At 57.9% G+C, this 25,092-nt stretch carries 23 protein-coding genes; 21 read left to right on the top strand and 2 right to left on the bottom strand.

Annotation, left to right across the window (positions count from 1 at the left end):
• Positions 1-195: 195 nt before the first annotated feature.
• Positions 196-2,244 (bottom strand): phenylacetic acid degradation bifunctional protein PaaZ, encoded by a 2,049-nt coding sequence (paaZ, locus tag HV213_RS15725; RefSeq protein ID WP_181482419.1) that lies wholly within the window; start codon positions 2,242-2,244, stop codon positions 196-198.
• A 285-nt stretch (positions 2,245-2,529) separates the two neighbouring features.
• On the opposite strand from paaZ, the gene paaA reads away from it, so the two are divergent.
• The 20 genes from paaA (at position 2,530) to HV213_RS15625 (ending at position 20,329) form a co-directional block, all read left to right on the top strand.
• Positions 2,530-3,459 carry a 1,2-phenylacetyl-CoA epoxidase subunit PaaA gene (paaA, locus tag HV213_RS15720; RefSeq protein WP_181482418.1) on the top strand — a complete coding sequence of 310 codons (930 nt, stop codon included), beginning with the start codon at positions 2,530-2,532 and terminating at the stop codon, positions 3,457-3,459.
• 11 nt (positions 3,460-3,470) lie between these two features.
• Positions 3,471-3,758, top strand: coding sequence for a 1,2-phenylacetyl-CoA epoxidase subunit PaaB (paaB, locus tag HV213_RS15715; protein ID WP_062773507.1), 288 nt, complete (start codon positions 3,471-3,473; stop codon positions 3,756-3,758).
• Between the two features lie 7 nt (positions 3,759-3,765).
• Positions 3,766-4,521 carry a 1,2-phenylacetyl-CoA epoxidase subunit PaaC gene (gene paaC / locus HV213_RS15710; protein WP_181482417.1) on the top strand — a complete coding sequence of 252 codons (756 nt, stop codon included), beginning with the start codon at positions 3,766-3,768 and terminating at the stop codon, positions 4,519-4,521.
• 12 nt (positions 4,522-4,533) lie between these two features.
• On the top strand, positions 4,534-5,034 hold the full coding sequence (paaD, locus tag HV213_RS15705) for a 1,2-phenylacetyl-CoA epoxidase subunit PaaD (RefSeq protein WP_181482416.1): 501 nt from the start codon (positions 4,534-4,536) through the stop codon (positions 5,032-5,034).
• 7 nt (positions 5,035-5,041) lie between these two features.
• A complete protein-coding gene (paaE, locus tag HV213_RS15700; protein WP_181482415.1) occupies positions 5,042-6,112 on the top strand; it encodes a 1,2-phenylacetyl-CoA epoxidase subunit PaaE in 1,071 nt (356 codons plus the stop codon).
• Positions 6,109-6,876 (top strand): 2,3-dehydroadipyl-CoA hydratase PaaF, encoded by a 768-nt coding sequence (gene paaF / locus HV213_RS15695; protein ID WP_181482414.1) that lies wholly within the window; start codon positions 6,109-6,111, stop codon positions 6,874-6,876. The genes paaE and paaF overlap by 4 nt, the downstream gene beginning before the upstream one ends.
• Positions 6,877-6,878: 2 nt before the next feature.
• Positions 6,879-7,667, top strand: coding sequence for a 2-(1,2-epoxy-1,2-dihydrophenyl)acetyl-CoA isomerase PaaG (gene paaG / locus HV213_RS15690; protein ID WP_181482413.1), 789 nt, complete (start codon positions 6,879-6,881; stop codon positions 7,665-7,667).
• Between the two features lie 3 nt (positions 7,668-7,670).
• Complete coding sequence (locus HV213_RS15685) at positions 7,671-9,089, top strand: 3-hydroxyacyl-CoA dehydrogenase (protein WP_181482412.1); 1,419 nt, start codon at positions 7,671-7,673, stop codon at positions 9,087-9,089.
• Positions 9,082-9,504 carry a hydroxyphenylacetyl-CoA thioesterase PaaI gene (gene paaI / locus HV213_RS15680; RefSeq protein ID WP_181482411.1) on the top strand — a complete coding sequence of 141 codons (423 nt, stop codon included), beginning with the start codon at positions 9,082-9,084 and terminating at the stop codon, positions 9,502-9,504. The genes HV213_RS15685 and paaI overlap by 8 nt, the downstream gene beginning before the upstream one ends.
• A complete protein-coding gene (pcaF, locus tag HV213_RS15675; RefSeq protein WP_181482410.1) occupies positions 9,504-10,709 on the top strand; it encodes a 3-oxoadipyl-CoA thiolase in 1,206 nt (401 codons plus the stop codon). Before paaI ends, pcaF begins: the two co-directional genes overlap by 1 nt.
• A 28-nt stretch (positions 10,710-10,737) precedes the next feature.
• Positions 10,738-12,054 (top strand): phenylacetate--CoA ligase PaaK, encoded by a 1,317-nt coding sequence (gene paaK, locus HV213_RS15670; protein WP_181482409.1) that lies wholly within the window; start codon positions 10,738-10,740, stop codon positions 12,052-12,054.
• Between the two features lie 144 nt (positions 12,055-12,198).
• Positions 12,199-13,119: a phenylacetic acid degradation operon negative regulatory protein PaaX gene (gene paaX, locus HV213_RS15665; protein WP_181482408.1), complete on the top strand. Its 921-nt coding sequence runs from the start codon at positions 12,199-12,201 to the stop codon at positions 13,117-13,119.
• Between the two features lie 159 nt (positions 13,120-13,278).
• The gene (gene paaY, locus HV213_RS15660) at positions 13,279-13,875 is read left to right on the top strand and encodes a phenylacetic acid degradation protein PaaY (protein ID WP_181482407.1); all 597 of its coding nucleotides are present in this window, start codon (positions 13,279-13,281) and stop codon (positions 13,873-13,875) included.
• 118 nt (positions 13,876-13,993) lie between these two features.
• Complete coding sequence (locus HV213_RS15655) at positions 13,994-14,596, top strand: CDP-alcohol phosphatidyltransferase family protein (protein WP_181482406.1); 603 nt, start codon at positions 13,994-13,996, stop codon at positions 14,594-14,596.
• Positions 14,593-15,510: a phosphatidate cytidylyltransferase gene (locus HV213_RS15650; RefSeq protein ID WP_181482405.1), complete on the top strand. Its 918-nt coding sequence runs from the start codon at positions 14,593-14,595 to the stop codon at positions 15,508-15,510. The genes HV213_RS15655 and HV213_RS15650 overlap by 4 nt, the downstream gene beginning before the upstream one ends.
• A gap of 30 nt (positions 15,511-15,540) precedes the next feature.
• Positions 15,541-17,301: a bifunctional alpha/beta hydrolase/class I SAM-dependent methyltransferase gene (locus HV213_RS15645; protein WP_181482404.1), complete on the top strand. Its 1,761-nt coding sequence runs from the start codon at positions 15,541-15,543 to the stop codon at positions 17,299-17,301.
• The gene (locus HV213_RS15640) at positions 17,291-18,616 is read left to right on the top strand and encodes a phosphatase PAP2/dual specificity phosphatase family protein (protein WP_181482403.1); all 1,326 of its coding nucleotides are present in this window, start codon (positions 17,291-17,293) and stop codon (positions 18,614-18,616) included. The genes HV213_RS15645 and HV213_RS15640 overlap by 11 nt, the downstream gene beginning before the upstream one ends.
• The gene (locus tag HV213_RS15635; RefSeq protein ID WP_181482402.1) at positions 18,592-18,996 is read left to right on the top strand and encodes a hypothetical protein; all 405 of its coding nucleotides are present in this window, start codon (positions 18,592-18,594) and stop codon (positions 18,994-18,996) included. The genes HV213_RS15640 and HV213_RS15635 overlap by 25 nt, the downstream gene beginning before the upstream one ends.
• 25 nt (positions 18,997-19,021) lie before the next feature.
• Positions 19,022-19,705, top strand: coding sequence for a hypothetical protein (locus tag HV213_RS15630; protein WP_181482401.1), 684 nt, complete (start codon positions 19,022-19,024; stop codon positions 19,703-19,705).
• Positions 19,706-19,921: 216 nt separating this feature from the next.
• Positions 19,922-20,329 carry a GFA family protein gene (locus HV213_RS15625; protein ID WP_181482400.1) on the top strand — a complete coding sequence of 136 codons (408 nt, stop codon included), beginning with the start codon at positions 19,922-19,924 and terminating at the stop codon, positions 20,327-20,329.
• Between the two features lie 37 nt (positions 20,330-20,366).
• On the opposite strand, the gene azoR is transcribed toward HV213_RS15625, so the two are convergent.
• Entirely contained in the window at positions 20,367-20,972 is a 606-nt protein-coding gene (azoR, locus tag HV213_RS15620; protein WP_110274817.1) for an FMN-dependent NADH-azoreductase, read from the bottom strand.
• Between the two features lie 260 nt (positions 20,973-21,232).
• Here azoR and hrpA point away from each other — a divergent pair, with 260 nt between their 5' ends.
• Entirely contained in the window at positions 21,233-25,078 is a 3,846-nt protein-coding gene (hrpA, locus tag HV213_RS15615; RefSeq protein ID WP_249415951.1) for an ATP-dependent RNA helicase HrpA, read from the top strand.
• Positions 25,079-25,092 lie beyond the last annotated feature (14 nt).

Below are 25,092 nucleotides of genomic sequence, written 5' to 3'. Positions count from 1 at the left end.
CAGGTTCAATGAAGATGCTAACTCGGTGCACAGTGCGATTCCCTCGCCCCTTTGGGGAGAGGGCTAGGGTGAGGGGGCAGGCAGGATATAAACATGAAGAAAACTCTTTTTATTTTTAATTATGGAGCCGTAACCCTCACCCCAACCCTCTCCCTTCAAAAGGGAGAGGGAGCACAAGGGGGCCGCCCGTGCGAGTTACTGTTGGGGGAAATCCCCGTTCTGACGCGCGACCAGCGTCAGGATCGAGTACAGCGCCACCGCCTGCTGATGCTGGTTGAAAATCTCCACCGACCATTCCACCACCCCGGTGGCTTTCTCATCGGCGCTGCGCTGGCGTTTCACCGTTTTGCGTTTGCAGGTCAGGCGCACCTGGATGGTATCGCCCGGTTTTACCGGCTCGATAAAGCGCAGGTTTTCCATGCCGTAGTTGGCGATAACCGGGCCGACGCCCGCGTCAACAAATAGCCCGGCGGCGGCAGAAATCAGGAAGTAACCGTGTACCACGCGCTCGCCAAAAATCGACTCGGCGGCGGCAATTTTGTCCATGTGAGCGTAGAAGTGATCGCCGCTCAGGCAGGCAAAGTTGACGATATCCGCTTCGGTCAGCGTGCGGCGTGGGGTCAGCAGGCTGTCGCCCGGCTGGATCTCTTCAAAGTATTTGCGGAACGGGTGGATTCGGTCTTCTGCCACCTGCGCGCCGCGCACCCATTGCTGGCCGATGGCGGCGAGCATGGTCGGGCTGCCCTGAATCGCGGTGCGCTGCATGTAGTGTTTTACCGCCCGCAGGCCGCCGAGTTCTTCGCCGCCGCCCGCACGTCCCGGGCCGCCGTGTACCAGTTGTGGTAGCGGGGAACCGTGGCCGGTGGATTCGACGGAAGATTCTTCGTTCAGCACCTGAATACGTCCGTGGGCGCGGGCAGCACCGAGAATAAACGCACGCGCCAGTGCGCCATCTGCCGTGACTAACGTTCCTGCCAGGCTACCTTCACCGGCGCGCGCCAGCTGCATCGCGTGCTCGCTATTCTGATACGGCATTAGCGTCGCCAACGGGCCAAATGCTTCAATGGCGTGTACCGCCGACACCTCATCTGGCTGCGGGCAGAACAGCAGCGTCGGCGGGAAGAAGGCCCCGGCGGCGTTGAGATCGGCTTTGCCGCCTAGTAACACTTCACATCCGGCTTCCACCAGACGATTCACGTTGTCCTGCACGTCCTGACGCTGCTCGCTGTTGACCAGCGCGCCCATCTTCACGCCTTCCTGCGCCGGGTCGCCGACCACCACTTTTTGCAAACGGGCAATCAGCGCCTCGCTCACCGCTTTCACCTGCGCCTGCGGCACGATAATCCGGCGAATAGCGGTACATTTTTGCCCGGCTTTGGTGGTCATCTCACGCACCACTTCACGGATAAACAGCGCAAATTCCGGCTGTTCCGGCGTCACATCGTCGCCCAGCACGCAGCAGTTCAGCGAGTCCGCTTCCATGGTGAAGGGGACAGACTTCGCCACCAGATTGGGATGCACGCGCAGCTGCTGCCCGGTTTTTGCCGAGCCGGTAAAGGTCACCACGTCCTGATGATCAAGCTGGTCGAGCAGGTCGCCCGCGCCGCCGCAAATCAGGCTGATTGCGCCGTCCGGCACCAGCCCGCTATCGACAATCGCTTTCACCATCGCCTGGGTTAGCTGCGCGGTGGCGGTGGCCGGTTTGATAATCGCAGGCATCCCGGCAAGCCAGGTGGGGGCCAGCTTTTCTAACATGCCCCAGCAGGGGAAGTTAAAGGCGTTGATATGCACCGCCACGCCGGATTTTGAGGTCAGCACGTGACGCGCGGCAAAGCCACCTTGTTTGGACAGCGGGATCAGCTCATCTTCCGGCCACAGGATATCGTCCGGCAGTTCACGGCTGCCGAGACCTGCGTAGGTGAAGAGGGTGCCGATACCGCCTTCAATATCCACCCAGCTATCCGCGCGCGTCGCGCCGGTTTCGGCGGAGATGGCATAAAAATCGGCTTTCAGCTCCAGCAGATGTTTCGCCACCGCTTTTAACATTGCGCTGCGTTCAATAAAGGTCATCGCCTGTAACGCTTTGCCGCCGTGCTCGATGGCGAAACGGCGCGCCTGCGCCATATCCAGCCCAACGCTGGTGACTTCCCACAGCGCTTCGCCGCTGATGGCGTGATGAATGGTGCGGGTGCGGCCCCGGCCGGTCTGCCAGGCGCCGGACAAATAGCTGGCTAACTGCTGCATGGTTATTCTCCAGATGTGTTACGTAATCTCGCTATAAATAGTTCTTTTCTGAATCATAAAATGCAAGCCTGATTTTAATAATTTGTTAACAATGCGATCGCGAACACTTTCTCCAGTAGCGACATCATCCTGTTTATAAAGGGATTATCAAAAGCCTTTGCGGTACTCATCACAAAATGCACAAACAAAATTTGTGGTTTTATTTAACTAAGATGTAACTTTTATACAACAAAGTGATTCGCAAAAATTGATTTGTTGAATTTATCGGAATCATAAGGTGATGACGTGACAGAAGAAAAACGCTTTGACCAGCGCATCGCGCAGGATACCGCCATCGAACCGCAGGACTGGATGCCGGACGCCTACCGCAAAACGCTGATCCGCCAGATTGGTCAGCACGCGCATTCAGAAATCGTCGGCATGCTGCCGGAAGGTAACTGGATAACTCGCGCCCCAACGCTTCGCCGCAAAGCGATTCTGCTGGCGAAAGTGCAGGACGAAGCCGGGCACGGCCTGTACCTCTACAGCGCCGCCGAAACCCTCGGCTGCGCCCGTGAAGATCTGTATCAGAAGATGCTCGACGGGCAGATGAAGTACTCCTCCATTTTTAACTATCCAACCCTGACCTGGGCGGATATCGGCGTCATCGGCTGGCTGGTCGATGGTGCTGCGATCGTCAATCAGGTGGCGCTGTGTCGCACTTCCTACGGCCCGTATGCCAGGGCAATGGTCAAAATCTGCAAAGAAGAGAGTTTCCACCAGCGCCAGGGTTTTGAATCCTGCATGGCGCTGGCGGCAGGGAGCGAAGAACAGCGTCAGATGTTGCAGGACGCCATCAACCGCTTCTGGTGGCCGGCGCTGATGATGTTCGGCCCGAGCGACGACAACTCGCCGAACAGTGCCCGCAGCATGGCGTGGAAAATCAAACTGCACTCGAATGACGAACTGCGTCAGCGCTTTGTCGACAACACCGTCCCGCAGGTGGAAATCCTCGGCATGCAGGTGCCGGACGCCGACCTGAAACTGGACGAAGCCACCGGTCACTACCGCTACGGCGAAATTGACTGGCAGGAACTCAATGAAGTCATCAACGGTCGTGGCATCTGTAACCACGAGCGTCTGGGCGCAAAACGCAAGGCCTGGGAAGAGGGGGCATGGGTGCGCGAAGCCGCGCTGGCGCATGCCGAAAAACAGCAGGCCCGCAGCGCCGCCTAAGGAGAATAAAGATGAGCAAAACATACTGGCCGTTATACGAAGTGTTTGTCCGCAGCAAACAAGGTTTGTCTCACCGTCACGTCGGCAGCCTGCACGCCGCCGATGACCAGATGGCGCTGGAAAATGCGCGTGACGCCTACACCCGCCGCAGCGAAGGTTGTTCGATTTGGGTGGTGAAGGCGAGTGAAATTGTTGCCTCGCAGCCGGAAGAACGCGGTGCGTTTTTCGACCCGGCAGAGAGCAAGGTTTACCGTCACCCGACGTTCTACACCGTGCCAGACGGCATGGAACATATGTGAGGCAACGATGAATAACCTGAATCCCGTTGCCACCTATGCCCTGCGTCTGGGCGATAACGGCCTGGTGCTGGCCCAGCGTTTAGGCGCGTGGTGCGGCCATGCGCCGGAGCTGGAGATTGACCTGGCGCTGGCAAACATTGCCCTCGATCTGCTCGGTCAGGCGCGCAATTTTCTCAGCTATGCCGCCGAGCTTAACGGCAGCGGCGACGAAGATACGCTGGCCTTTGGTCGCGATGAACGTCAGTTCCGCAATCTGCTGCTGGTCGAACAGCCGAACGGCAACTTTGCCGACACCATCGCCCGCCAGTTCTTTATCGACGTCTGGCACGTGGCGCTATTCAGCCGCCTGGTCAACAGCCGTGACGCACAGCTTGCCGCCATCGCCGCCAAAGGGCTGAAAGAAGTGCGCTATCACCAGCGCTTTAGCCGCGGCTGGCTGGAACGTCTGGGCAACGGCACCGAACACTCGGCAAACCTGATGCAGCAGGCGGTTGATAGCCTGTGGCGCTTCACCGGCGAGCTGTTCCAGGCCGATGAGCTGGAGATCGCTTTAATTGCGCAGGGGATCGCCGTCGATCCGCGTGAACTACAGGCCCAATGGCAGGCGACGGTACACACCGCGCTGCTCGATTCCGGTTTGCAGATCCCGCAAGAAGCGGCGTTTCGCAGCGGCGGCAAACAGGGGCTACACAGCGAACATCTGGGGCCGATGCTGGCCGAGATGCAGTACCTGCAGCGTGCTTACCCCGGTCAACAGTGGTAAACGGAGGTCGCTATGCAACGTCTTGCCGCCATCGCGCCCGCTGAGGTGCACACCGTTTGGGGATTGCTAAGCGCTATCCCCGACCCGGAAGTCCCGGTGCTGACCATTACAGACCTCGGCATGGTCCGCAGTGTAGATCGTCACGGCGACGGCTGGGTGATTGGCTTCACGCCAACCTATTCCGGCTGCCCGGCAACCGAACATCTGTTAGGTGAAATTCGCGCGGTGATGACCGAGCACGGCTACACCCCGGTGCACATTGTGTTGCAGCTTGACCCACCGTGGACTACCGACTGGATGAGCCCGGACGCCCGCGAGCGCCTGCGTCAGTACGGCATCAGCCCGCCGCAGGCCCATGCCTGTCACGCCGACGAAATGCCAAAGGATGTGCTCTGTCCACGCTGCGGCAGCACCCACAGCTCGCTGATTAGCGAATTCGGTTCCACGGCCTGCAAAGCGCTGTATCGCTGCGAAAGCTGCCGTGAACCCTTTGATTACTTTAAATGTATTTGAGGTCGCGATGACAATATTTCATTCGCTTACCGTGGCAAAGGTCGAGCCGGAAACCCGCGATGCGGTGACCATCACCTTTGCCATTCCCGACGCGCTGCGTAGCGCCTACGCCTTCCGTCCGGGCCAGCATCTGACGCTGAAAACCTGTCTTGGTGGTGAAGAACTGCGCCGTTGCTACTCCATCTGTCGCAGCCGCTCACCGGCAGAAATCAGCGTGGCGGTGAAAGCCATCGACGGTGGCCGTTTTTCACGCTTCGCCCAGAGCGATATCCAGCAGGGCATGGAATTTGAGGTGATGGTGCCGCAGGGTCACTTTGGCTACCAGCCACAGGTCGATCGCAGCGCCCACTATCTGGCGATCGCCGCCGGTTCCGGGATCACGCCGATGATGGCGATTATCGAAGCCACGCTGGCGATGGAAAGCGACAGCCGCTTCACCCTGATCTATAGCAACCGCAGCAGCCACAGCATGATGTTCCGTCAGGCGCTGGCCGATCTGAAAGACCGCTATCCGCAGCGTTTACAGGTGATCCATCTGTTCAGCCAGGAGTCGATGGACAGCGACCTGTTACAGGGGCGCATCGACGGCGACAAATTGCGCGCGCTGTCTGAGCACCTGCTCGATTTCAGCCGCTTTGACGACGCTTTTATCTGCGGCCCGTCGGCGATGATGGATGACGCTGAAACCACGCTGCGTGCGCTGGGAATGCCGGAAAAAGCCATTCACCTGGAGCGTTTCAATACGCCGGGTACCAGCGTTAAACGCGCCACCGGCGTACAGGCCGAAGGGCGCACCGTGACGTTGCGTCAGGACGGTCGCGAGCGTCTGATTTCGCTCTCTGCGGAAGATGACAGCATTCTCGATGCCGCACTGCGTCAGGGTGCCGACCTGCCGTTTGCCTGCAAAGGCGGCGTCTGCGCTACCTGCAAATGCAAAGTGGTGCGCGGCGAAGTGGCGATGGCAGCCAACTACAGCCTCGAAGCCGATGAACTGGCTGCGGGCTATGTGCTGAGCTGTCAGGCGCTGCCAACCAGCGGCGATGTGGTGGTGGATTTTGATGCGCGGGGGATGGCATGAGCGAACTCCTTATTACCCGTCACGACCGCGTTTTACAGCTAACGCTAAACCGTCCGCAGGCGCGTAATGCGCTGAATGACGCGCTGCTGACCCAGCTTGCCGAGGCGCTGGAAAGTGCGGCGGCGGATGAGAGCATTAGTGTCTGCGTGATTAGCGGTAATACCCGTTATTTCGCGGCAGGTGCAGACCTTAACGAAATGGCAGAAAAAGATTTGCCCGCCACCTTTGATGATATTCGTCCGCGCTTATGGGCGCGTATCGATGCCTTTAACAAGCCGCTGATTGCGGTGGTCAACGGCTACGCGCTGGGCGCGGGCTGCGAGCTGGCGCTGCTGTGCGACCTGGTGATCGCCGGGGATAACGCGCGCTTTGGTCTGCCGGAAATCACCCTCGGCACCATGCCGGGGGCCGGTGGGACTCAGCGCCTGATTCGTAGCGTCGGCAAAGCTCTGGCCAGCCGCATGGTACTGAGCGGTGAAAGCATTGACGCCCAGCGGGCACAGCAGTCCGGGCTGGTCAGCGATATCCATCCGGCCAACCTCTCTGACGAATACGCGCTGACACTGGCGGCGACCATCGCTCGCCACTCACCGCTGGCGCTGCGTGCCGCCAAACAGTCGTTACGTCTGGCGCAGGAGGTCAGTTTGCAGGCCGGGCTAACCCAGGAACGTCAGCTGTTTACGCTGCTCAGCGCCACCGAAGACCGTCGCGAAGGCATCGCTGCCTTTTTAGAAAAACGCACCCCAGCCTTCAAAGGACGTTAACCGTGGACGCATTCATTCTTAGCGATATCGACCAGGGCGTGATGACCATCACCCTGAACCGCCCGGACCGACTCAACAGCTTTAACGACGCCATGCACCAGCAGTTGTCCGAGAGTCTCAAGCAGGCCGAACGCGACGAGACCATTCGCTGCCTGCTGATTACCGGTGCCGGGCGCGGTTTTTGCGCCGGACAAGACCTGAACGACCGTAACGTTGACCCGAGCGGCCCCGCTCCGGATTTAGGCATGTCGGTGGAGCGTTTTTATAACCCGCTGGTGCGTCGCTTAGCCGCGCTGCCCAAGCCGGTGATTTGTGCGGTCAACGGCGTGGCGGCAGGTGCTGGTGCCACGCTGGCGCTGGGCTGCGATATCGTGCTGGCGGCGCGTTCTGCGAAATTTGTGATGGCTTTCAGCAAACTCGGTCTGGTACCGGACTGCGGCGGTAGCTGGGTATTACCGCGCGTCACCACCCGCGCCCGCGCGATGGGGTTGATGCTGCTGGGCGACAGCTTGAGCGCAGAACAAGCCGCGCAGTGGGGCATGATCTGGCAACTGGTGGATGACGCAGAGCTTAAAGATACCAGCCTGACGCTGGCGCGCCATCTGGCTTCCCAGCCCACCTACGGCTTAGGGCTCATCAAGAAAGCGTTACAGCTGGCGGAAACCAACTCCCTGGATGACCAGCTAGACGTTGAGCGCGATTTCCAGCGCCTTGCCGGGCGCAGCGACGACTATCGCGAGGGCGTCAGCGCCTTCCTCGGCAAACGTCCTCCACAGTTCAGCGGGAAATAAGCCATGACGCAAACACTCCACACCGTCGCCGTGATTGGCGGCGGCACCATGGGCGCAGGCATCGTTGAAGTGGCTGCCAGCGCCGGGCATTCGGTGCTGCTGTATGACATTTCCGCTGACGCGATTACCCGCGCTGTTGACGGTATCGCCCAGCGCCTGGCTTCCCGCGTCAGCCGTGGAAAACTCCGCGTTGAGCAGGCGCAGGCGCTGCTGGCGCGTATTACTCCGGCAACTGAACTGAATCAGCTTGCGGATGCGCAACTGGTGATTGAAGCGGCGTCCGAGCGTCTGGAGATCAAACAGGCGCTGTTCAGCCAACTGGCGGAGATCTGCTCCCCGTCGACGCTGTTGACCAGCAATACCTCGTCGATTTCCATAACCGCCATTGCCGCTGGCATTAAACATCCCGAGCGCGTAGCGGGTCTGCATTTCTTTAACCCCGCTCCGGTGATGAAGCTGGTCGAAGTGGTCAGCGGGCTGGCGACCTCAGCCGAAGTGGTTGAGCAACTGTGCCAGTCCGTAAGCGCCTGGGGTAAACAGCCGGTGCGCTGCCGTTCAACGCCGGGCTTTATTGTCAACCGCGTGGCGCGTCCGTTTTACGCCGAAGCCTGGCGAGCGCTGGAAGAGCAGGTGGCTACGCCTGAGGTGATTGACGCCGCATTGCGCGACGGCGGCGGGTTCCCGATGGGGCCGCTGGCGCTGACCGACCTTATCGGCCAGGACGTCAATTTTGCGGTGACCTGTTCGGTATTTAACGCCTTCTGGCAGGACCGACGTTTTCTGCCGTCGCTGCTGCAACAGGAGCTGGCTATTGCCGGGCGTCTGGGCAAGAAAAGCGGTCACGGCGTTTATCGCTGGCCTGTTGAAGCAGCGCCGGAACTGGCGTTGGCTGCGGTACCAGCAGCGAGTGGTGCAAAGAATATTAAGCGTGACGTTGTCACTGAACTGGACGAGGTGCTGCTGCTGGAAACCACTGGCGAAACCGCGCTGGCCTTAAGCGTACAGCACAACCGCCCGGTGGTGCTGTACGACTACGCGGCGGGCGACACGGTAGTGCTGGCAAGTGCTGCCATCAATTCACAAGCCGCCACCGACAAAGCGGTTTATTTCTACCAGCAGCAGGGCAAAAAGGTGCTGCGCATCGCCGATTATCCGGGCCTGCTGGTGTGGCGCACGGTGGCGATGCTGGCGAACGAAGCGCTGGACGCGCTGCAAAAAGGCGTCGCCAGCGCCGAGGATATCGATACCGCCATGCGTTTGGGTGTCAACTACCCGCAAGGCCCGATTGGCTGGGGGGAATCACTGGGCTGGGGGCGCGTCCTGCGTTTGCTGGAAAACCTGCAACAGCACTACGGCGAAGAACGTTATCGCCCGAGCGCGCTGCTGCGCGAAAAAGCGCTACTGGAGATGCGTCATGAGTAATGAAGCCTGGCGCAACGCGCGCACCATGTATGAGAACGACACCTGTGCCAAAACGCTGGGTATCAAGATTATCGAAATGGACGAAGGCTACGCGCAGATGACCATGGCGGTGTCACCGAATATGTTGAACGGCCATAAAACCTGCCACGGCGGACAGCTTTTTTCGCTCGCTGATACCGCATTCGCCTACGCCTGCAACAGTCAGGGGCTGGCGGCGGTGGCCTCTGCCGCCAGTATCGATTTCCTGCGTCCGGCCTTTGTTGGTGAGCTGCTGACCGCCACTGCGCGGGTGAAACAGCAGGGAAAGCTAAACGGCGTCTATGACATTGAAATTACCAATCAGCAGCAAAAAACCGTGGCCCTGTTTCGCGGCAAATCGCACCGCATCGGCGGCACTATTACAGGAGAAGTCTAATGCGTGACGCGTTTATTTGTGACGGCATTCGTACCCCGATTGGTCGCTACGGCGGCGCGCTGGCCGGCGTTCGCGCCGACGATCTGGCGGCTATCCCGCTGCGGGAATTACTCAGCCGTAACCCCGCGCTTGACGCCAGCGCCATCGACGATGTGATCTTCGGCTGCGCCAATCAGGCGGGGGAAGATAACCGTAACGTGGCGCATATGGCGACGCTGCTGGCGGGTTATCCGCACACGGTGGCGGGCACGACCATCAACCGCCTGTGCGGTTCCGGGCTGGACGCGATTGGTTTTGCCGCTCGGGCGATTAAAGCCGGTGATGCGGATCTGCTGATTGCCGGTGGCGTGGAATCCATGTCCCGCGCGCCGTTTGTGATGGGCAAAGCCACCTCGCCGTTTCAGCGTCAGGCGGAGATGTTTGATACCACTATCGGCTGGCGTTTTGTGAACCCGCTCATGCAGCAACAATTTGGAACTGACAGCATGCCGGAAACGGCGGAGAATGTAGCTGAATTGTTAAATATCAGCCGCGAAGACCAGGACGCCTTTGCTTATCGCAGTCAGCAGCGCACGGCACAAGCTCAGCGCGACGGCATTCTGGCGCAGGAAATTGTGCCAGTGCAGATTATCGGCAAGAAGGGCGCGGTTAGCGCGGTGCGTGATGATGAACATCCGCGTGCGGAAACCACCCTCGAACAACTCTCTTCACTGAAAACCCCGTTTCGCAAAGGCGGCGTGATCACCGCCGGGAATGCCTCAGGCGTGAACGACGGCGCGGCGGCGATGATTATTGCCAGCGCAGAACAGGCTAGTGCGCAGGGGCTGACGCCGCGAGCACGCATCGTGGCAATGGCGACGGCGGGTGTGGAACCGAAGTTTATGGGGCTGGGGCCGGTGCCGGCAGTGCGTAAAGTGCTGGAGCGTGCCGGGCTGAATATTAACGATATGGACGTGATTGAGCTGAACGAAGCCTTCGCCGCTCAGGCGCTGGGCGTGATGCGCCAGCTCGGTCTGGCAGATGATGCTGAACACGTGAATCCCAACGGTGGCGCCATCGCCTTAGGCCACCCGTTGGGCATGAGCGGCGTGCGCTTAGCGCTGGCAGCAACGCTGGAACTGGAACGACGCAATGGACGCTATGCGCTGTGTACGATGTGTATTGGCGTGGGCCAGGGCATTGCCCTGATCCTCGAGCGAGTGTGAGCTAATTGACCTGCGGATACCCTACAAAATGACAACTACAACAACATTAGATCCGATTGAAACTGCATCGCGTGACGAATTACAGGCTCTGCAAACCGAACGTCTGAAGTGGACGCTCAAACGTGCCTATGAAAATGTGCCGATGTACCGCCGTAAGTTCGACGCGGCGGGGGTTCATCCGGATGATTTTCGTGAGCTGAGTGACCTGAGCAAGTTTCCCTGCACCACCAAACAGGACCTGCGTGATAACTATCCGTTCGACACCTTTGCGGTGCCGATGGAGCAGGTGGTGCGTATCCATGCGTCGTCCGGTACCACCGGCAAACCGACCGTCGTCGGCTATACGCAAAACGACATCGACACCTGGGCCAATATCGTGGCGCGTTCACTGCGTGCGGCGGGCGGCACCGCGAAAGACAAAATCCATGTGGCCTACGGCTATGGCCTGTTTACCGGCGGCCTGGGCGCGCATTACGGCGCGGAACGTTTAGGGGCCACGGTGATCCCGATGTCCGGCGGGCAAACCGAGAAGCAGGCGCAGCTGATTCGTGATTTCAAGCCCGACATGATCATGGTGACGCCGTCTTACTGCCTGAACCTGATTGAAGAACTCGAACGCCAGATGGGCGGCGACGCGCGCGGCTGCTCGCTGCGTACTGGCGTGTTTGGCGCCGAGCCGTGGACGGCGGGAATGCGGGCAGAAATTGAACGTCGCCTCGGCATTACCGCGCTGGATATTTACGGCCTGTCTGAAGTGATGGGGCCTGGCGTGGCGATGGAATGTATTGAAACTGGCGATGGCCCGACTATCTGGGAAGACCATTTCTTCCCGGAAGTGGTCAACCCGGACGACGGCACGCCGCTGGCCGACGGTGAGCATGGTGAGCTGCTGTTCACCACGCTCACCAAAGAAGCGTTGCCGGTGATCCGCTACCGCACCCGCGACCTGACGCGCCTGCTGCCGGGCACCGCCCGCACTATGCGCCGGATGGATCGCATCAGCGGGCGCAGCGATGACATGCTGATTATTCGTGGCGTTAATGTCTTCCCGTCGCAGCTGGAAGAAGAGATCCTCAAGATTGAACATCTGGCGCCGCATTACCAGCTGGAGGTGGATCGCCGTGGGCATCTTGATTCACTTTCCGTACGCGTGGAGCTAAAAGAGAGCGGTCTGGCGCTGGACCATGAGCAACGCTGCCAGATTTGCCACCATCTGCGTCACCGTATTAAGTCGATGGTCGGGATTTCCACCGACGTCAGCATCGTTAACTGCGGCAGCATTCCGCGCTCCGAAGGCAAAGCGTGCCGGGTGTTTGACCTGCGCAAAGCTGCCGCTAACGGTTAATACCTTCTCCCGGAGGCGGCGCGTTGCGCCTGTCCGGGCTACCTGATGCCTCAAGCCCGTAGCCCGGACAGGTGCGTAGCACCGCCTCCGGGATTTCCTGTGCTATGATTCGAAAAGGACAAAAATAACAACAGAATGAATCATATGGACAAACTCGATAGCTTTATTCAGCAGGCGGTGACCGCGATGCCGGTGAGCGGCACCTCGCTTATCGCCTCGTTATACGGCGACTGCTTATCCCAGCGTGGCGGGGAAATTTGGCTCGGCAGCGTGGCGGCACTGCTTGAAGGACTCGGCTTTGGCGAGCGCTTTGTACGTACCGCGCTGTTTCGCCTCAACAAAGAAGAGTGGCTGGACGTGGTGCGCATTGGCCGCCGCAGCTTCTATCGCCTGAGCGACAAAGGTTTACGCCTGACGCGCCGCGCCGAAAGTAAAATTTATCGCGCCGGTGCCCCGGAATGGGACGGCACCTGGCTGCTGTTACTCTCGGAAGGGTTAGAAAAAAACACCCTCGCGGAGGTCAAAAAGCAGTTGATCTGGCAGGGATTCGGCGTCCTCGCGCCAAGTCTGCTGGCCTCGCCGTCACAAAAGCTGGCGGACGTGCAATCGTTGCTACATGAAGCGGGCGTGGCGGAAAACGTTATCTGCTTTGAAGCCCACTCGCCGTTAGCGCTCTCCCGTGCGGCGCTTCGCGAACGGGTAGAAGGGTGCTGGCACCTGACCGAACAGAACACCATGTACGAGGCGTTTATCACCCTGTTTCGTCCGCTGTTGCCGCTGCTGCGTGATGCCGAGCCGGATGAACTGACGCCGGAACGTTGCTTCCAGGTCCGTTTACTGCTGATCCATTTTTATCGTCGCGTGGTGCTAAAAGATCCGTTGCTGCCAGAGGAACTGCTGCCTGCCCACTGGCTGGGGCAAACCGCGCGCCAGCTGTGTATCAATATCTATCAACGCGTTGCACCCGGCGCCCAGATTTTCGTCAGTGATAAAGGCGAAAGCTCGGTGGGCGAACTGCCCGCGCCGGGGCCGCTTTATTATCAACGCTTTGGTGGATTAGCCTAAAAAAGATGCCAACTATTTGCACTGTAGAGAAAACATTGCCGCACTGTTCCCTCGCCCCTCTGGGGAGAGGGCTAGGGTGAGGGGGCAAAGTGCATTAACCCTCACCCCGGCCCTCTCCCTAAGGGAGAGGGAGTGCACCGTGCCAATACAGGAGAAGCCATGCCGATTTACCAGATGGACGGAATGATCCCCGTCGTACCTAACGAAAGCTACGTTCACCCAACTGCCGTACTGATCGGCGATGTGATCCTCGGCAAAGGGGTTTACGTTGGCCCCAACGCCAGTCTGCGCGGTGATTTTGGCCGCATTGTGGTGAAAGATGGTGCGAACATTCAGGATAACTGCGTAATGCACGGTTTTCCGGGGCAGGACACGGTGGTGGAAGAAGACGGGCATATTGGCCACGGCGCGATCCTGCATGGCTGCGTGATTGGGCGTAATGCGCTGGTCGGCATGAGCGCGGTGATTATCGACGGGGCGACGATCGGCGAAAACAGCATTGTCGGCGCGTCGGCGTTTGTGAAAGCCCGGGCTGAGATGCCCGCCAACCATCTGATCGTCGGTAGCCCGGCAAAGGCGATTCGCACTTTAACCGAGCAGGAGCTTGAGTGGAAAAAGCAGGGCACGCGTGAGTATCAGGTGCTGGTCGAACGCTGTCAGAATACGCTTTCTGAAGTGCAACCGCTGAGCAAAGCGGAGCCCGACCGCAAGCGGCTGGAGTTTGATGAAGATTTGAAGCCGAAGTCGCAGCTGTAATAAGAACCCGCGCCAGAGTCTGAATTAATTCCGAAACTGGCGCTGTTGCAGTAAGCACAGTAGCGGTCAGATAGCGCTCTGATGCAGTATGGTTCTTTGTTTTTATCAAGGATTGATAATGACCCTCTACTGCGTGAAACCGGCATTTCAGGCGCTGTTGCGTCCGCTAATGTTCTGCCTGGCGAAGAAACAGATCACCGCTAATCAGGTTACCCTGGCCGCGATGGCGCTCTCATTTCTCACCGGCGGCCTGTTGCTGCTGTTCCCCAATCCCGAACTGTTCTGGCTTCTGCCGGTGGTGCTGTTTATCCGTATGGCGCTCAATGCGCTGGACGGCATGCTGGCCCGGGAATGTAATCAGAAGACCCGGCTCGGCGCGCTGTTGAATGAATTCGGCGATGTCTTATCTGATATCGCGCTCTATCTTCCCTTTATATTGTTGCCTGGCAGCAGCCCGCAGCTGGTGCTGTCGATGTTATTTTTCACCATTCTCAGCGAATTCGCCGGGGTGCTGGCGCAGGCGATTAACGGCGTGCGCAGCTATGCCGGACCGATGGGCAAAAGCGATCGCGCGTTGGTGTTCGGTGCCTGGGGACTGGCGCTGAGCGGCTGGCCTGAGTTGATCGCGTGGTGCAATGTCGCCTGGGGGATTGTCACGCTGCTGTTGGTCTGGACCATCATCAACCGCTGTCGCAGCGTGCTACCGGGGAATCACCCATGATGCTGCTGGAAAAATCGCTGGTCGCGGTCTTCGCCGTGCTGCTGCTGGCGACGCTCATTAATGGCCTGCTGGTCTGGTGCAAACCGAATAAAGACTGGCGTGAGTTAACGCTACGTATCCGCACCTGGTGGGTGATTGCCGTTCTCTTCTCTCTGGCGCTCATCAGCCCGCGCTGGCTGGTGTTAACCTTCTTTGCGTTGGTGAGCGCACTGGCGTTAAAGGAGTTTTTGACGCTGGTACCCGCGCGCCACTCCGACCGGATGCCCGTACTGTGGATGTTTATCGCTATCCCCATTAACTACGGGTTAATCGGCATCGACTGGTATGGACTGTTCATTATTTTTATTCCGGTTTATGCCTTTCTCTTTTTGCCTGCCCGGATGGTGCTGGTGGGGGAGACGCAGGGCTTTTTACACAGTGCGGCGCAGCTGCACTGGGGATTGATGACCACCGTCTTTGCCGTGAGTCATGTCGCTTTTTTGTTGGTTCTTCCCGCTGATGGTCTGCAAACCGGCGCGCTGCTGGTGCTGTTCCTGGTCGGGCTCACCGAGTTCAACGATGTCGCCCAGTATCTGTGGGGCAAATCGCTGGGGCACATCAAGGTGACGCCAAAAGTGAGCCCGAATAAGACGCTGGCCGGGCTGCTGGGCGGGATCGGCTCTACGACGCTGGCCGCACTGCTGCTGGGGCCGTTAATGACGCCGCTCGGCTGGGGAATGTCGCTGCTGGCGGGGGTGATCATCGGCGTCACCGGTTTTTGCGGTGATGTGGTGATGTCGGCCGTGAAGCGCGATATGGGCGTGAAAGATAGCGGCACGCTGCTCCCTGGCCACGGTGGCATTCTTGACCGGCTTGATTCACTGATTTTCACCGCACCGGTGTTTTTCCACTTTATTCGCTATTTCTGCTACTAACGCTACGGCGTACACAAGGATAAAAATCTCATGGTTGAGACTCGTATTGCGCAGGAACACCATTTTGTCACCAGCGACAACACGTCGCTGTTTTATCGCTACTGGCCAGCCCTGGCGACGGGAGCGCCGCGCAAAGTGATTGTGCTGTTCCATCGGGGGCACGAGCACTCTGGGCGTTTGCAGCATATTGTCGATGAACTGGGCATGCCCGAGGCCGATTTTTACGCCTGGGATGCACGTGGCCACGGACGCTCTCCGGGAGAGCGCGGGTTCAGTCCCTCGCTGGCGCGCTCGGTGCGCGATGTCGATGAGTTTGTTCGCTTTACAGCTGTGAATTCTCAGGCTGAGATGCTGGACGTTACGGTGATCGCGCAAAGCGTTGGCGCTGTGCTGGCCGCCGCCTGGGCCCATGATTATGCGCCGAATATTCGCGGCCTGGTGCTGGCTTCACCGGCGTTTAAGGTCAAGCTTTACGTTCCGTTTGCGCGTGCGGGTTTGGGATTGATGCACAAGCTGCGCGGCCTGTTTTTTGTTAATTCCTATGTAAAAGGAAAATACCTGACGCACGACCCGCAGCGCGTGGCGAGTTTTAACCAGGACCCGCTGATTGCGCGGGCGATTGCGGTCAATATCTTGCTCGATCTCTATCGCACGGCGGAACGGCTGGTGAGCGACGCGGCGGCGATAACGTTACCGACGCTGATGCTTGTCTCCGGCGCGGATTATGTGGTTCACCGTAAGCCGCAGCGTGATTTTTACCAGCGTTTGCGTCACCCGCTGAAAGAAATGCATGTGCTGCCCGGTTTTTATCACGATACCTTGGGTGAGCGCGACCGCGCGCTGGCGTTCGACAAAATACGCGCGTTTCTTGATGTGCTGTACGCGCAGCCGCCGCAGCCTTTCGATTACTCTCAGGAAGATCGCTGGAGTCCGGGGGCGGATAGTTGGCGGCAATTGAACGGCGGCCCGGAGCCTTACTCCTGTGACGATTTAGCTTACCGGGGGCTGCGTTATGCGATGAGGATGCTGGGCACGCAATCTGCCGGTGTTCGCCTGGGTTTTACAACCGGTTTTGACTCTGGCAGCACCCTCGATTACGTCTACCGTAACCAGCCGCAGGGCAGTAGCTGGCTGGGGCGACACATCGATAAAAATTACCTGAATAGCGTTGGCTGGCGCGGTATTCGTCAGCGTAAGGTCCATCTCCAGCAGTTGATTCAGCAAGCAGTGGCGCAACTCTCAGCACAAGGCATGCCGGTGCGAGTGGTGGATATCGCCGCCGGACATGGGCGCTACGTGCTCGATGCGCTGGAGGCAGAAACGACGGTAAGCGACATTTTGCTGCGTGATTACAGCGAGCTGAACGTTGAGAAGGGCCAGCAGATGATCGCCGAACGCGATATGTCAGCCCGCGCGCGCTTTGAGCAGGGCGATGCCTTTAACCGCGCGGAGCTGGCGGCGCTGGAGCCGAAACCGACGCTGGGCATTGTCTCCGGGCTGTACGAGCTGTTCCCGGAAAATGCGCCGGTGCGTGAGTCGCTAAAAGGCCTTGCGCAGGCTATCCCGCCTGGTGGGGTGCTGATTTACACCGGCCAGCCGTGGCACCCGCAGTTAAAAACCATCGCCTGGTCGCTGACCAGCCATAAAGATGGCAAAGCGTGGGTGATGCGGGTGCGTACCCAGGGCGAAATGGATGCACTGGTGCGCGAAGCGGGCTTTGAGAAATGTACGCAGCTGATTGACGAGTGGGGAATTTTCACCGTTTCCATGGCGGTGCGCCGTGATGACTGAACGTCGTAAGGTTATGCTGCAGGCGGTTGGCTGGTTACTCTTTTTGGCACCGTTTTTCTTCTTCACCTACGGCAAGCTGAATCTATTTACCGCTTATCGCGATGCTCAGACCCATGACGTTGGCAGCATCGTGTTTGGCTGGGAGTCGGCGATCCCCTTTATTCCGTGGAGCATTATTCCTTACTGGAGTCTGGATCTGTTTTACGGGCTGTCGTTGTTTATCTGCGCGACGCGTTTCGAGCAGCGGCGGCTGGTGCACCGCCTGGTGTTAGCTTCGGTTCTCGCCTGCGTCGGATTTGCACTTTTCCCCTTGCAGTTTAGCTTTACGCGCCCACCGGTTTCCGGCGCGGCGGGCTGGTTGTTCAGCCAGCTTGAGCAGTTCGACCTGCCGTATAATCAGTCGCCATCGCTGCATATTATTCTCTGCTGGCTGCTGTGGCGTCATTTCAGCCGCCACCTTTCCGGCGGCTGGCGCAGGCTATGCAGTGGTTGGTTTTTACTGATTGCGGTTTCGGTACTGACCACCTGGCAGCATCATTTCATCGATATTGTGACCGGGCTCGCGGTGGGGATGTTAATCGACTGGATGGTGCCTTATCAAAGTCGCTGGCGCTGGCAGCAGCCGGATGTGACCCACTTCAGGCTGGCGCGCTATTACTTGCTGGGTTTTGTCCTCTGCATATTGATCGGAATGCTGTTAATGCATTGGTCCGTTTGGCTGCCGATCGTGCTGCTTTGGCCGATGTTGGCGCTGCTGATTGCCGGACGCGGCTATGGCGGGTTTGGCGCGGCGACCATGGGAAAAGATGAGCTGGGGCGACTGCCGCCAGCCGTGTACTGGCTGACGCTACCGTGGCGCGTTGGTATGTGGTTGTCGATGCGCTGGTTCACACGCCGTCTGCCGCCGGTGAACGCCATCGCTGCGGGTGTTTACCTGGGCAGCTATCCACGCCGCACGCCTGAGCAACATGCGGTGTTGGATCTGACCTGTGAGTTTCCGCGCAGCCGCGCAACCTTATCACGTGCTTATTACTGCATACCGATGCTGGATCTGGTGCCGCCGGAGGAAGCCGAGCTGCGCCTGGCGGTAGCGATGCTGGAAACGCTGCGCGAGGAGCAGGGATCGGTGCTGGTTCACTGCGCGCTGGGATTGTCGCGCAGCGCGATGGTGGTGGCAGCATGGCTCCTGTGCTACGGGCACGTGGCGACGGCAGAGCAGGCGGTGGCGTCTCTGCGCCGATGTCGCCCGCAGGTGGTGCTGACGAATGAACATCTGGAGAGACTACGGCAATGGCAACAGAAAGTGACAATGTAACAATCGAGGCAGATCTTCAGTATCGTTTGCTTCAGCATACGCTGGCCAGCTGGCGCTATTTGCTGCTGTTTGCCACTCCGCCATTGCTATGGGCGATGTTTATCGCGCCACCGGGCGTGATGCGCGCCGTCATCGTGTTGTTGTGCGGCATCGTCTTTTTTGGCTGCTGGCGAATCTGGCTGGATGCACGCTATTTCACGCTTATCACGCAGGAGAATAACGACCAGGCCGGAGAGGCGCTGGCTTTTATCTGGCGGCGTGCAAGACTGCGTGAACTGACGTTTATCGAGCGCCAGCAGGGCGCACTCAAACAGCTTCGCCGAACGCTGATGGCTGTCGCCGCAACGTGGATGATGTGGATACTGGCTTTAATGTTTTGATATGAAATAGCAATCAGGAAGATCAATGATGAAATGGAAAACTATCGGCGCGCTGTTATTACTGACACCGCTTTTATCCGGCTGTATGACGATGGGGTTGTCAGAGAAGATTGAGCGAAGTAAAAGCGCCAATACCATTGATAAAGACTCGCTTTACGCGATGCGGGCAAGCAGTAACGGGATGGAAAAGAGGAATACGTTAAGTCTGGTTGGCGACAAATACACCTATCAGATAACCTCCGATGGAGAGGCACTCGCTGATTTTCTGGCAAAAGAAGATGTTGGAAATGTTATAGATATCAATTATTTATCATTTTATGCGGGTTTGACTACGTTCCACGTGAATTCGAAGCATAAATTTTCCAGCAACGGGCCGATTGAAATTAGCTATATCGTAAGAGATCGTCAATTGACTGAGAAAGAGAAACAGGTGCTGATTGCCTCTGGTTTTCGTCTTTACCAGGGTGATGAACGTCCTGAACTGATTTATCGAATGAATTATGTCTCCGGCGTATTACAGAGCAAATCTGGCGGTAAAGATAAAGTGACCTTCTTACCGGCGACGATTAACTTAGAGAAAGAAGGCTCGAAATTTTCTGCGCTCGGTCTTCTGTATCCTTTTGCCTTGGTCGGGGATGTGGTGACCGCGCCATTCCAGCTAATAGGTTATTTTATTGTGATAAACAACCTGCCCGCGATGAGATACTAGCGGTATGGATTATCTGCGGCGATCGTCCGATGGCCCTTTTGTTTGTGGATCCTACGGACCGGTGCGTAGCGCCGCTTCCGGGTAAACGGCGAACCGCAACATAGATGATGTTGATACTGGCATTAATGGCGTGAATGGTTAAGTATGTTCTCAGGTTGTTGTTTACATTCACCCTAATACAGGCTGTACGACCAATGCCTGAAGAGAGAAGACGCTATGGCTGAAAAACTGTCCGCTCAGTGCCACTGCGGCGCGGTGGCATTTACCGTTGAACTCAGCGATGGATTCAATACCATTCGGCGCTGCAACTGTTCGTACTGTCGGATGCGGGGAGCGGTGGCGGTCTCTGCTCCGCTTGCAGGAATCGATATATTACGTGGACGAGATAAGCTCACGGAGTATCGCTTTAATACTGGCGAAGCCGTGCACTTTTTTTGCTCGGTGTGCGGGATCTACACGTTTCATCAGCGGCGTTCGAATCCGCAGCAGTATGGCGTGAATGTGGCATGCATTGAGGGCGTATCGCCTTTTGATTTTCCTTGCGTAGAGGTGAGCAATGGGATCAATCATCCAAAGGATGGGGGCGGCGGCGTGGCAGGGTATTTGCGCTACGAGAAAGAGTAAAATATGCCTCCCGCAGTGAAGCGGGAGGCATTCAGCCTTATGCAGCAACAACGCTGTCGATGGCGGCTTTTGCGTCAGACTGCGCTTTAGAAGCCACTTCCGGACCGTAGGCGATACCTTCAGCGAACACGAAGTTCACGTCGGTGATGCCGATAAAGCCCAGGAAGGTAGACAGGTACGGCGTCACCAGGTCAGTCGGGGTATCTTTATGGATGCCACCGCGGCTGGTCACAACAACGGCGCGTTTACCAGTGACCAGACCTTCCGGACCTTTCTCGGTGTAACGGAAGGTCACGCCAGCGCGCGCCACCAGGTCGAAGTAGTTCTTCAACTGGGTTGGGATGTTGAAGTTGTACATCGGCGCGGCGATAACAATCACATCGTTCGCCTGCAGTTCAGCGATCAGCTCATCAGAAAGCGCGAGGGCTTCCTGCTGACGCGGAGTCAGCGGCGCATCGCTCGGACGCAGAGCACCAACCAGTTCGCCATCCAGTACCGGAATCGGATTTGCTGCCAGGTCGCGCACGGTGATAACGTCTTCAGCGTGCTTTTCACGCCATTGTTCAACAAAATAGTCGGACAGCTGACCAGATTGCGAGTACCCTGCCAGAATACTGGATTTCAGAACTAATACCTTGCTCATGGGTGTTTCCTTATTAATGTGATTGACGGGCTGATGCCCTGGTGCTTGTTGACACTGTATTCACAATCATGCCACAGAGAAAGCGCAATAAATCGAACTCTGTGTTCAATTTTTTTGAACAAGGCACGAAATGCGCGGATGTGGTACTCTAACGCGATACTTCAAAAGAGATTTTTCCCGGCAGTGCGCTGCCCGATAACGCTATGACAGAACAACAAAAACTCACCTTCTCACAGCTCCTGCAACGGCTTGACGGCCTGATGTTGCGCGATAAACCGCGCTTCGCCCGTCGCCTGCATGGCGTGAAGAAGGTTAAAAATCCTGAAGCTCAACAAGCCATTCTTCAGGAGATGGCGCAAGAAATTGAACAGGCGGCAGGGAGAGTCCTGCTGCGCGAAGCCGCACGACCTGAGATCACCTATCCGGAAAACCTGCCGGTTAGCCAGAAAAAGCAAGAGATTCTCGAAGCCGTTCGCGACCATCAGGTGGTGATTGTGGCGGGCGAGACCGGTTCTGGTAAAACCACTCAGTTGCCGAAAATCTGTATGGAACTGGGGCGCGGAGTCAAAGGCTTAATCGGCCATACTCAGCCGCGTCGTCTGGCGGCGCGAACCGTGGCCAACCGTATTGCGGAAGAGCTACAAACCGAGCCGGGCGGCTGCATCGGCTATAAAGTCCGCTTCAGCGACCACGTTAGCGACAATACTATGGTCAAGCTGATGACCGACGGTATCCTGCTGGCAGAGATCCAGCAGGATCGACTGCTGATGCAGTACGACACCATCATCATCGATGAAGCGCATGAGCGCAGCCTGAATATCGACTTTTTGCTTGGCTACCTGCGTGAGCTGCTGCCGCGCCGTCCAGATCTGAAAATCATCATCACTTCGGCGACCATTGACCCTGAGCGTTTTTCAAAGCATTTCAATAATGCGCCGATTATCGAAGTGTCTGGTCGAACTTATCCAGTAGAAGTGCGCTATCGTCCGATTGTCGAAGATGCGGACGACACCGAGCGCGATCAGTTGCAAGCGATTTTCGACGCGGTTGATGAGCTGGGGCGCGAAAGTGCCGGTGATATTCTGATCTTTATGAGCGGCGAGCGTGAAATTCGCGATACCGCCGATGCGCTCAATAAGCTGAATCTGCGCCACACCGAAGTGCTGCCGCTGTATGCGCGGCTTTCCAATAGCGAACAGAACCGCGTGTTCCAGGCTCATAGCGGGCGGCGGATCGTGCTGGCGACCAACGTCGCGGAGACCTCGCTGACCGTACCGGGTATCAAGTACGTTATCGACCCGGGTACCGCGCGTATCAGCCGCTACAGCTTCCGCACCAAAGTGCAGCGTTTGCCGATCGAGCCGGTTTCGCAGGCCTCCGCTAACCAGCGTAAAGGCCGCTGTGGTCGCGTGTCGGAAGGGATCTGTATTCGTCTCTATTCCGAAGATGATTTTCTGTCGCGCCCGGAGTTTACCGACCCGGAAATTCTGCGTACCAACCTGGCGTCCGTTATCCTGCAAATGACCGCGCTGGGGCTGGGCGATATCGCCGCGTTTCCGTTTGTTGAAGCGCCGGATAAGCGCAATATTCAGGACGGCGTGCGCCTGCTGGAAGAGTTGGGGGCGATTACCACCGACGAGCAGCAGACTGCGTATAAGCTGACGCCAATGGGCCGTCAGCTCAGTCAATTACCGGTCGATCCGCGTCTGGCGCGGATGGTGCTGGAAGCGCAAAAACACGGCTGCGTGCGCGAGGCGATGATCATCACCTCGGCACTCTCCATTCAGGACCCGCGCGAGCGGCCGATGGATAAACAGCAGGCATCCGATGAGAAACATCGCCGTTTCCACGACAAAGAGTCTGACTTCCTGGCGTTTGTAAACCTGTGGAACTACCTCGGCGAACAGCAGAAAGCGCTGTCATCGAATCAGTTCCGCCGACAGTGCCGGGTCGATTTCCTTAACTATCTGCGCGTGCGCGAGTGGCAGGATGTTTACACCCAACTGCGTCAGGTGGTCAAAGAGCTGGGTATACCAGTTAACAGCGAACCTGCTGAATATCGGGAAATTCACGTTGCGCTGCTGACCGGCCTGCTGTCGCATATTGGCATGAAAGACGCCGATAAGCAGGAGTTTACTGGCGCGCGTAATGCGCGTTTCTCCATCTTCCCTGGTTCCGGGCTATTTAAGAAACCGCCGAAGTGGACGATGGTTGCTGAACTGGTGGAAACCAGCCGTCTGTGGGGACGCATTGCCGCGCGTATTGACCCGGAATGGGTTGAGCCGGTGGCGCAGCATCTGATTAAACGCTCGTACAGCGAACCGCACTGGGAGCGCGCGCAGGGCGCGGTGATGGCGACCGAAAAGGTCACCGTTTACGGCCTGCCAATCGTTGCCGCGCGTAAGGTGAATTACAGCCAGATTGACCCGGCACTGTGCCGCGAGCTGTTTATCCGCCACGCGCTGGTGGAGGGCGACTGGCAGACGCGTCACGCCTTCTTCCGCGACAACCTGAAGCTGCGCAACGAAATCGAAGAGCTGGAGCATAAATCGCGCCGCCGCGACATTCTCGTCGATGACGAAACGATGTTTGAGTTCTACGACCAGCGCATCAGCCATGACGTTGTCTCCGCGCGCCACTTCGATAAGTGGTGGAAGCTGGCGAGTCGCGAGACGCCGGATCTGCTCAACTTTGAGAAGAGCATGCTGATTAAAGAGGGGGCGGAGCAGGTCAGCAAGCTGGACTATCCGAACTTCTGGCATCAGGGCAACCTGAAGCTGCGTCTCACCTATCAGTTTGAACCGGGTGCCGACGCCGACGGCGTGACGGTGCATATTCCGCTGCCTTTATTAAATCAGGTCGAAGACGCTGGGTTTGAATGGCAGATCCCCGGTTTACGTCGCGAGCTGGTTATCGCGCTGATTAAATCGCTGCCGAAGCCGGTTCGCCGCAACTTCGTCCCCGCGCCCAACTATGCAGAAGCGTTTTTAGGCCGAGCCACGCCGCTTGAGCTACCGCTGCTGGATTCTCTTGAGCGGGAACTGCGCCGGATGACCGGGGTGACTATCGACCGCGAGTCCTGGCAGTGGGATCAGGTGCCCGATCACCTGAAAATCACCTTCCGGGTAGTGGATGATAAGAACAAGAAGCTGCAGGAAGGACGTTCGCTCCAGGCGCTGAAGGATGCGCTGAAGGGGAAAGTGCAGGAGACGCTGTCGGCGGTGGCCGACGATGGTATCGAGCAGAGTGGGCTGCATATCTGGAGTTTTGGCACCCTCGCGGAGAGCTACGAGCAGAAGCGTGGTAACTACAAAGTGAAAGCGTGGCCTGCACTGGTGGACGAACGCGACAGCGTGGCGATCAAGCTGTTTGATAATCCGCTGGAGCAGCAGCAGGCAATGTGGCGCGGTCTGCGTCGTTTACTGCTGCTGAACATTCCGTCGCCGATTAAGTATCTGCACGAGAAGCTGCCGAACAAAGCCAAGCTGGGGCTCTATTTCAACCCGTACGGTAAAGTGCTGGATCTGATTGATGACTGCATCTCCTGCGGCGTCGATAAGCTGATCGATGAAGCGGGGGGGCCGGTGTGGACGGAAGAGGGCTTTGCCGTACTGCATGAAAAAGTGCGCGCCGAGCTGAACGAGACGGTGGTGGAAATAGCCAAACAGGTCGAGCAGATTCTGACCGCGGTATTTAACGTCAACAAGCGTCTGAAAGGCCGCGTGGATATGACCATGGCGCTGGGGCTGTCGGATATCAAATCGCAGATGAGCGGGCTGGTTTATCGCGGTTTCGTTACCGGCAACGGTTTCCGCCGTTTGGGCGATACCTTGCGCTATCTACAGGCGATTGAAAAACGTCTGGAGAAAATGGCTATCGACCCGCATCGCGACCGCGTGCAGATGCTGAAGGTCGAGAGCCTCGAGCAGGCGTGGCAGCAGTGGCTGAATAAGCTACCGCCAGCGCGCCGTCAGGATGACGACGTGCAGGAAGTCCGCTGGATGATCGAGGAACTGCGCGTCAGCCTGTTTGCCCAGCAGCTCGGTACGCCGTACCCGATTTCGGATAAGCGAGTGTTGCAGGCGATGGACGCAATCGCGGCCTGATGTCTTGATAATGG

This window comes from Klebsiella sp. RHBSTW-00484, from assembly GCF_013705725.1.
Classification (GTDB): Bacteria; Pseudomonadota; Gammaproteobacteria; order Enterobacterales; family Enterobacteriaceae; genus Klebsiella.
This window is presented reverse-complemented; position numbering and strand designations above follow the sequence as displayed.

What these genes read in the sequence shown, in the direction of transcription:
- paaZ (WP_181482419.1), bottom strand. Translation starts at nt 2,244, where the DNA reads ATGCAGCAGTTAGCCAGCTATTTGTCCGGCGCCTGGCAGACCGGCCGG.
- paaB (WP_062773507.1), top strand. Translation starts at nt 3,471, where the DNA reads ATGAGCAAAACATACTGGCCGTTATACGAAGTGTTTGTCCGCAGCAAA.
- paaC (WP_181482417.1), top strand. Translation starts at nt 3,766, where the DNA reads ATGAATAACCTGAATCCCGTTGCCACCTATGCCCTGCGTCTGGGCGAT.
- paaD (WP_181482416.1), top strand. Translation starts at nt 4,534, where the DNA reads ATGCAACGTCTTGCCGCCATCGCGCCCGCTGAGGTGCACACCGTTTGG.
- paaE (WP_181482415.1), top strand. Translation starts at nt 5,042, where the DNA reads ATGACAATATTTCATTCGCTTACCGTGGCAAAGGTCGAGCCGGAAACC.
- paaF (WP_181482414.1), top strand. Translation starts at nt 6,109, where the DNA reads ATGAGCGAACTCCTTATTACCCGTCACGACCGCGTTTTACAGCTAACG.
- HV213_RS15685 (WP_181482412.1), top strand. Translation starts at nt 7,671, where the DNA reads ATGACGCAAACACTCCACACCGTCGCCGTGATTGGCGGCGGCACCATG.
- paaI (WP_181482411.1), top strand. Translation starts at nt 9,082, where the DNA reads ATGAGTAATGAAGCCTGGCGCAACGCGCGCACCATGTATGAGAACGAC.
- pcaF (WP_181482410.1), top strand. Translation starts at nt 9,504, where the DNA reads ATGCGTGACGCGTTTATTTGTGACGGCATTCGTACCCCGATTGGTCGC.
- paaK (WP_181482409.1), top strand. Translation starts at nt 10,738, where the DNA reads ATGACAACTACAACAACATTAGATCCGATTGAAACTGCATCGCGTGAC.
- paaX (WP_181482408.1), top strand. Translation starts at nt 12,199, where the DNA reads ATGGACAAACTCGATAGCTTTATTCAGCAGGCGGTGACCGCGATGCCG.
- paaY (WP_181482407.1), top strand. Translation starts at nt 13,279, where the DNA reads ATGCCGATTTACCAGATGGACGGAATGATCCCCGTCGTACCTAACGAA.
- HV213_RS15655 (WP_181482406.1), top strand. Translation starts at nt 13,994, where the DNA reads ATGACCCTCTACTGCGTGAAACCGGCATTTCAGGCGCTGTTGCGTCCG.
- HV213_RS15650 (WP_181482405.1), top strand. Translation starts at nt 14,593, where the DNA reads ATGATGCTGCTGGAAAAATCGCTGGTCGCGGTCTTCGCCGTGCTGCTG.
- HV213_RS15645 (WP_181482404.1), top strand. Translation starts at nt 15,541, where the DNA reads ATGGTTGAGACTCGTATTGCGCAGGAACACCATTTTGTCACCAGCGAC.
- HV213_RS15635 (WP_181482402.1), top strand. Translation starts at nt 18,592, where the DNA reads ATGGCAACAGAAAGTGACAATGTAACAATCGAGGCAGATCTTCAGTAT.
- HV213_RS15630 (WP_181482401.1), top strand. Translation starts at nt 19,022, where the DNA reads ATGATGAAATGGAAAACTATCGGCGCGCTGTTATTACTGACACCGCTT.
- HV213_RS15625 (WP_181482400.1), top strand. Translation starts at nt 19,922, where the DNA reads ATGGCTGAAAAACTGTCCGCTCAGTGCCACTGCGGCGCGGTGGCATTT.
- azoR (WP_110274817.1), bottom strand. Translation starts at nt 20,972, where the DNA reads ATGAGCAAGGTATTAGTTCTGAAATCCAGTATTCTGGCAGGGTACTCG.
- hrpA (WP_249415951.1), top strand. Translation starts at nt 21,233, where the DNA reads ATGTTGCGCGATAAACCGCGCTTCGCCCGTCGCCTGCATGGCGTGAAG.